The 7,818-nt window shown below is 53.8% G+C and carries 5 protein-coding genes and 1 pseudogene; 1 reads left to right on the top strand and 5 read right to left on the bottom strand.

Annotated features, from left to right (window positions below; translation table 11 throughout):
* A partial coding sequence (locus tag HY788_23190) for a S8 family peptidase (protein MBI4777048.1) occupies positions 1 to 1,585 on the top strand: 1,585 nt, incomplete at its 5' end.
* Positions 1,586 to 1,771: 186 nt separating this feature from the next.
* On the opposite strand, the gene HY788_23185 is transcribed toward HY788_23190, so the two are convergent.
* The 5 genes and pseudogenes from HY788_23185 to HY788_23165 all read right to left on the bottom strand — a co-directional run bounded on the left by HY788_23185 (position 1,772) and on the right by HY788_23165 (position 7,818).
* Positions 1,772 to 2,341 carry a hypothetical protein gene (locus HY788_23185; GenBank protein MBI4777047.1) on the bottom strand — a complete coding sequence of 190 codons (570 nt, stop codon included), beginning with the start codon at positions 2,339 to 2,341 and terminating at the stop codon, positions 1,772 to 1,774.
* Positions 2,326 to 3,726, bottom strand: a complete 1,401-nt coding sequence (locus tag HY788_23180) for an IS66 family transposase (protein ID MBI4777046.1) — start codon at positions 3,724 to 3,726, stop codon at positions 2,326 to 2,328. Before HY788_23180 ends, HY788_23185 begins: the two co-directional genes overlap by 16 nt.
* 61 nt (positions 3,727 to 3,787) lie before the next feature.
* Positions 3,788 to 4,489, bottom strand: coding sequence for a hypothetical protein (locus HY788_23175; GenBank protein MBI4777045.1), 702 nt, complete (start codon positions 4,487 to 4,489; stop codon positions 3,788 to 3,790).
* Between the two features lie 39 nt (positions 4,490 to 4,528).
* A complete protein-coding gene (locus HY788_23170; protein ID MBI4777044.1) occupies positions 4,529 to 5,182 on the bottom strand; it encodes a DUF4145 domain-containing protein in 654 nt (217 codons plus the stop codon).
* A 172-nt stretch (positions 5,183 to 5,354) separates the two neighbouring features.
* Positions 5,355 to 7,818 (bottom strand): annotated as a pseudogene (locus tag HY788_23165) (DEAD/DEAH box helicase family protein).

Here is a 7,818-nt window from a genome sequence, read left to right as displayed (position 1 = left end):
TGACTACAAAGCTGCGGAGCGGCGTCATGGAACCGCCATGGCCTCGCTCATTCTTCATGGGGATATCGAAGCTAACGAGCCTCCTTTGAATCGCATGCTCTACGTACGGCCTATTATGCGGCCTGATCAGAGGGATTGGCGCCAACCCAGGCAAGAAACTGCTCCAGAAAACATTCTGGTTGTTGACTTGATTCATCGCGCCGTACGACATCTATTCGAGGGGAATGGTGATGAAAATCCTTTCGCACCTCAAGTCTGTGTGATCAATCTGTCCATCGGTATTCGGGACCGGCTCTTCGAGAGTGCAATGAGCCCGCTTGCTCGGCTTATTGATTGGCTGGCTTGGGAATACCAGGTGCTCTTTATTGTCAGTGCCGGCAACCATCAGCAGGCAATCGAATGCAATATGGAACGGGATCAGATTGCGGATCTTTCACGCCAAGAGCTGCAAGCCAATCTGATAAGGGCTGTGGCAGCCGATTCGCGACATAGAAGATTGCTGTCACCGGCGGAAGCAATGAATGCCCTAACTGTAGGGGCCATTCACAGTGATGCCTCAACCGGACAAGCGGTCCCGCGTGCAATCGAACCGTTTTGCAGCGATTATCTCCCGAGTATAATAAATGCTCAAGGCATGGGATATCGCCGAGCGATCAAGCCAGAGATCCTTCTCCCGGGCGGCAAAGTCGTTCTGTTGGAAAGTCCGTTACCCGGCTCAAAGGCTTCCTTTAACGTTTACTCCCAATCAAGACAGCCCGGCCAAAGTGTAGCCGCTCCAGGTCCCATGCCGGGCGACCTCTCGTTCACTTGGTACACACGGGGAACAAGCAATGCTGCGGCGCTTGCGAGCCGCGCAGCTTCTTTTCTCTACGATGTTCTGACGGAGCTCCAGCAAAGCGCCGGTGGAGAGAGCATAGAAACTGTACCTTACGCGGTTTGGCTAAAGACTCTACTTGTACATGGAGCCAGCTGGGGTCATGCATGGGACGTTCTTAGAGAGGCCCTTCGCACACCTCAAAACAGTCGGCAATTCAAGGAATACGTTACCCGCCTCATCGGATATGGGATGATCGATCCAAACCGTGTCAGTGAATGCACTGAGCGAAGAGTAACCGCCCTTGGAGGTGGTTTACTGCAGAAAGATCAGGCGCACATCCATAGGTTCCCACTTCCGCCGTCTGTGAGTGGGCAGCGTTGGTGGCGACGCCTAATCATCACCTTGTCTTGGATAACGCCCATCAATCCGCTCCACCAACGATGGCGGCGTGCACACATTTGGTTTGAGGCCCCTCTAAAACCAGAGAATTTACTCCAGGTTGACAGGAAGCAGGCGGACGCCCGTGCTGTCCAACGCGGGACGGTGCAACATGAGATCATGGACGGTGACCGAGCTGCCGCTTTCGTTGATGGGGAGAATCTGGAAATCCAGGTGAATTGTCGTTCAGATGCTGGCGTTCTGGAAGACGCGGTGCCCTATGCGCTTGCTACCACTTTAGAGATGGCCGAGGAAATCGACGTCGACATTTACAGTGAGGTTGCTGTTCGAGTGCATGCTGCTCGTGTTAGGGTAACTTCCGCCGATTAGGACTAAAAACAGGCATGATCCCAGACTTGGGATGACTCCATTACCGACGGGGTCTAAGTCACAAGCGCATTGTGAAGCACAAGAGATAATCGGCGAAACTTCGGCGTGGGGCCAACTTTCCCGTGGACGTGAGAAAGGACCATCGCTTGCAAGGAATCGGTCGTGCTGGAACGCGCGCCCACTCCATCAATCTTCAGCTGCGTCCTCGTGTATGTAGCCTTGAATATAGAATTTCTCATCGAAGTGGACTACTTGCCAAAACCTTCCTTCCCCTTTGAGAGCTGGCACAATAAAGTCCACGAAGATCTTTTCTACCCCCTGCGGCGTTCTGGCGACGACGTTGCTGTTCTTGTCCGCTTTTTCGTGGACTGGCACCCCAGTTTCTCGAAGTCTCACGTAGTATCTTCTGTATTCAGCGTCGCGTACACCCGCATTTTTCTGATCGGCTGTAATGAATAAGCTGATTGTAGCGTCGAGCACATACTCTGCTCTTTCCTTGATACCTTTGTCATCCAGTTTCCTCAGCTCTCGCTTTATAATCCATTCGCTCTCTGGTCTTCTCTGATACACTTCAGGAGTAAGCCTCCACACATTCCAGAAAGTAATGCTATCCATGCCCGATTTCATTAACTCCATCTCGATGTCATTGTGATCCAAGACAATGAAGTCCGTTGGGTCCTTAACGTTCTCGTCTATGTACTGTTTGTGTACCTGTTCACGGGGTAGGTTCCCCGGAGTGATTACTGACCGATCCAAGAGAGGTCGGGAAGCTGTTCTTTGAAATAGGAATCGATGGCCTGGACCAGCTTTGGGAACGTAGGCAGGGAGCGGGATCTGCAGGTCTGTTTGAGAGAGAGGATTCGTTCGACCCATCGGTTTCCTTTCTCGCTTTGGGTTCCATTGCTCCGTTTACGCCACAACACGCCGAACCGGATGGCTCGCTCGGCCCGGTTATTGGTGGGTTCGACGCCGTTTTCCTCCAAGAAGACCCAGAGGGAATCCATCTCCTTGATGAGAAGACGAGCGAACACTCCGGCGTCGTCCTGTCGAGTTTCATGAGAAAACACCAGGTGGATGAAGCGGGCGTAGAAAGCGTTCCACTCTCCCCGGCTGGGAGGCGCTTTGGCCCATCGGCAAAGGAGCCGCAACTCCTTAAGCGCCCTTTCACCGAAACGGCGAAGGGCCTCATCCTTTCTCTCCGCAAGCCCCTTGGCGCGCCGGATGTAATGGGCCAGGCAAGTCTGCCGGAGCTTTGTCCAGTTCCTGTAGACGCTGTAATTGTCGCTGACCAGAATGCCTTCCCAAGCTCCGATAAGATTCAGGAAGGCTTCTTTGGAGCGATGAGAATGGATCATAAAGTAGGCCACTGTGGCGTTGACCATGGCCCACAACCAGTGAAGCTTGCCGGTTACGAACCAGGAAGTCTCATCGATATGATTTACTTCGGCGGCTCTAGCCGCACGGCCGATATGCTCATACACGGGTTTGAGGGCCTTGGAAGTCCGATCCAGCACCTTTTGAATCGCTCCGATGGAAATGGAAATGCCGAGTACGGATTTTAAGAACTCCTGTACGCTCTCTCGACTCGCCCCCTGGATCCCGCTCATCTCCGCAATCAGGGCGCAAAGCCGGGGACCATATCCGGAGCAATATGCTTCGGGAAGCGGGGCTTTGGCGGGTTTACCGCACTTGGGACATTTGCCTTTATGGAGCACATAATGGGTTACATCCAACTGAATCGCGGGAAGTTCGATCACCTGATGGACATAAAACGGCTCCATACCGCTTGGATCCCAATCATGGTTCCCGCAGGGACAGGATTCCGGTTTCAATGGGACCACGCGCGTCGGCTCCAGAAGTTCTTGCCGATGGCCTTTGTGACCCTTCTGGCCCCCTTTTTTTCGTTTGCTCTTCTTGGCCGTTTTCTCCGGCTTCTTGAATGGGGAGTCCGAAGACGGAGGCTTGTTCGAGTTCTGGGAATCCCGGTTCTGCCGCGCTTCGATCTTTTCGAGCCGCTGCCGTTGCTGCTCAAGCAGGCGTCCATGGTCCCCTAAAACCTGCTCAAGGTGCTCGATATATCGCCGCACCGGCTCTGGGGTAGCCAGCCAATCGGCATCGGAAAACGGTCTCTTGGCTTCCATAAGGGAAGCCTAGCACACTAGAACTCAAAAGTCTAGATTTTTTTGTAATTATTTCAATATGTTATGTGAGACCAAAAATATACCGTAAAATCAACCAGTTAGGCAAACTTGGCGCTACCCCGTGAATGAATACCTGTTTGTTTCTAGCCCAGAAAGGAGCTCGATAGCCCAGCGCCAAACCCGATAGAACTCCTGGTGCTTTGTCCGCTGCAAAGTTCGACACATCATAGTCACGCTCAATTCGAACGAAGATTGCCTTCCGGCAATTTATGATACAATTTTCGAAGTCTTGGATAACATACGACTTTTCCGCCTCCCGCAAAAGCTCCTTAGCTTCTCCGTCCCGCAGGAGATCGATCAAAGTCACAGTAGCAAAGGGCAGTCCAAGTACAGAGTTGGAGACCTCGTCGAAGAACTCGCGAACGACCACCAGAAGGCCTTCCACTTCGCCCTGTGCAGGCGATAGACCGTAATGCTTTGAGTTTACTCTAAGCTTGTTTAGCGCGACCAGCCGTGGTCTGAATGGAAGCTCGTTTGGAGTGATTTTGGCATTGATCAGATCGAAGTATTTATCGAAGGTTGTTTTGGTCGTAACTTCAGCGTTGATGTGCTCGGAGACTGCAAGGAGAAAGACCTCTACGGCATCCTGCAGGAGATTGACGCCGATACTGAGTGAAAGACCACTGGTCGAGCTGAGTTGTTCGCGAGCCAACTCGTAGAGCCGACGTGCGAGAAGCAGTTTATGAAGGAAGCTTCGGTTCATTTTCGCCTACGCATAACGCACCTCATAACCCGGTACGGCCTAAGTTGTTGGTGCAGGGGTTTTGCGTCTCCTAGGAACCCGCTCTATCAATTCCGCAGCCTTCTCGGGATGCACGTAAACGCTCTGCAGCACGCTCTCCGCGATATCGATGCACGTAGCGAGGTCCTCACCCGATGGCTCATAAGCACGGTGTATAGTTGCGTGGCCAGCTTCAAGTACTGCATCAAGAATGACACGCTGATTGGCAGATATGAACCCTTCTTTTTCGAATTTCGAAAGGTTATTGCTGAATGTCCCCTGGTCCCCAACCGAATCGATCATGACGTATTCCATTAAAGCCCTAACGCCCATGGTGGTGATCATTTTCATTTCATTTTGTACCCCAACATATATCTCCCTCAACAGCATGCGTGCAAAGCGAGCGCTTTTCCCTACCATTTCGGAAACCCATGGTGGTTCCTTTCGAAACATCGCAGGAGGATAGAAACTTACTGTTGGCTCCGGTTCTTCGGAAAATGATGACGTGTGCCTCAAAATTACGCTATCACATCCACCGCATTTGAGCATCTCGTACTTATTGTCTCCGCCTACATCATATTTATCGTTCCACGAATGTGTCTTCTCTACGAAGAGAATCTCGTGGTTACGCTCCCCAAGACAATTATTACAATATGCCTTTGTTCTTTTCTCCATTTCTTCGGTCCCTGCAAAAAGTTTATCGGGAGCCGTACTGGCGATGGGATGTTGCGGCTTGTTCAATGTTGCATAATTTTCAGCACGGTCTAATTGAGCTATCCCGCTTCCGATGCTTCATTTAGACTCTCAGTGATTCGGGCATCGAGGGCTACGCATGCAACAGTCCGAGTTAGTCCCCCAATACACCCTGATCGCAACGAATCAGAATATCCTGAATCTCGCCCGGCTCGGTGGCAACCGCCCACTGCCAGCGGCCGAATCCGCCATGAGCGTTCACGGCTTGGGTCCATTCGTCCAGGTAGCGGCGTTTGACCCGGTCTTGTTCCATGTCCCGGCCTTTTGTTTCCAAGACAAGCATATCGGACCCGGCAAGGCGGATGAGGAAGTCCGGCCGGTATTTGTGCACCACGCCACGGTAGATATAAAGCACCTCGAAGCCAAGGTGATCGTTTTTCGCCCATGCCGTAACGTGATCGCTGCTATCCAGTGCATAAGCGTCCGAGGCCTCCCACGTGCTGTCAAAGACGCAGACGTTGATGTGGGACTTGTGCGTCCGTTCCCACGGCTTACCCGTGTACCACGTGCGCATATCGCCCGTGGAGCGGATGGGGTGGTCACGGTCGAAGACGGGAATGAGTCGCGTCGTGTTCTCCTGCCGAACGGCCTCCCATACGTGCTGTACGACACGGGACATGTTGAGGGTGATGATCAACCGACGACGCAATTCGTCCCCTGATAGAACAACGGCGGAGAGATGGCAATGCGGTCAGAGTGAATTAATCGCTCGGTCAGGCGTACCAATTGCGCCAACAAAACCTCCCGGGTGCCTTGCCAGTTTGGCTTCATCTGGTCGAACACGTCTCTTGCCGTCTCGAAAATGATGCGCTGGGTGCGGAACTCCCTCGCCAGACGTTCCAATTCGATGCGACTGATAATGGCTAGATCCGGCTTGCCTTCCAATATGGGAGCCAATTCCGCCTCTTTGGCCGTCCGCGACGCGTTCAGTTCCAGAATGCCCCCTTTTGACCAGTCCATTGACAGCTTGGGCTGAAATACGTGATCAATGCGCACCACATTGGGCCAGGTGATCTCGAAAGCGGCCTTGGCGGGGTCGGGTTCCACAGCCGTCTTGGGGGTCGGCGGGGGCGGTGGACCGTCTTCTCCGCCCTCGTGCGGTAGAAAGGTAAACGGTACGCCAAAAATATTGACATACTCAGGTTCAAACATACCGGTTTCGGGATTGACCTCGTAAGACGTGCGCCGGAGACCTCGCCCAACAACCTGTTCGCACAGCAACTGACTGGTGAAGGCCCGCAGACCCATAATATGCGTCACCGTCTTGGCGTCCCAACCTTCGCTCAGCATGCCGACTGAAATCACCTTCTGGATCTTTTCGCCGGGTTCGCCTTTGCGCCCGACCGTGTCCACCGTCCGACGCAATAACTCCGCCTGCTGGGCTTTCGTGAGCTTGCGCTCCACCGGCTCTGAATCGTCGTCCGTCTCTTCCCCAGCGTCCGGCGTCAACCATTCATCAGGTTCCACCTGTGACTCTGCCTGATCCAGTACCTTCGAGTCGATGTGGAGAATGCGTTGCGGGTCACACAATTCATCAATGTGGATGCGCCTGGAATCAAAGGCATGCTTTACCCTGGCCGCCGTCTCTGTACGGTTGCATACCGTGATCATCACCGGTGGCGTAGAAAAATGGGCCTCAGTCCAGGCCTTCCGCACTTCATGCCAGTCATAACCGAGGAGGTAGTAAGCGTTGAGAACCAGATCCGGCAACGGTTCCTCCGGATTGGCCCGACGGTTGAGATCGTCCTTAACTTCGGGATCGTTATAGATGTGGTACAGACGTGATTTGTAGGTTTTGGCGTCGGGTACGGCGTCGTCGCGCACCACGACCCTTGGGGTCTTGACCAGCCCCGACTCGATGGCGTCGTTTAAGCCGAAATCGCTGACGATCCACCCAAAGAGAGACTCTTCACTGCTCTTTTTCCCCGACGGTGTAAAGGGCGTGGCGGAAAAGTCATAACAGGCGAGAATGCCGCGCGAGCGGTCCAGGCGGTCCAGCCCGCCGATCCAGACCGTGGCTTCCTCGGCGCTGTCCTTCAGGTCCCGGCTTCGCAGGTATTTGCCTTCGGCTTCCCAGTTGACCCGCCAGGCATGATGGGCCTCGTCATTGATCACCAGGAGGTTGCGCGCGTTGGCCATTTCGCCCAACACCTCGCGTGTATACGCTTCGTCGCTTTTGACGCCGCGCTTGTCCACGCTCCGTCGTTTCTTGATCTGTTCTTCGCTGTCCCAGGCCAGGGCCTGCCAGTTGCGCACCAGAACCTTGCCCTGGCGTAGTTTATCGAGCAGGGCTGAAGGGACGATGGAAAAAGCTTCGTAGTAGTTCCCTTCCGCTGCGGGTTCGAGGACGGCCAGGCGGCTCTTGACCGTCAATCCCGGCGCCATGACCAATACGTTTTTGGCAAATCGGGCGTCCTGGGGATAGGTCACCTTGTTCAGTATGTGCCATGCGATCACCATGGCCATCACGATCGTTTTGCCCGATCCCGTCGCCATTTTGCAGCACCGGCGCGGGAATGCTCCACCGTCGTCGGGAATTTCGATCCCAACCTTGTCGG

The sequence above is a fragment of the Deltaproteobacteria bacterium genome (genome assembly GCA_016208165.1).
Lineage (GTDB): Bacteria > Desulfobacterota > Desulfarculia > JACQYL01 > JACQYL01 > JACQYL01.
Note: the sequence above shows the minus strand (reverse complement) of the source record. Positions and strands in the feature narration are given on the sequence as shown.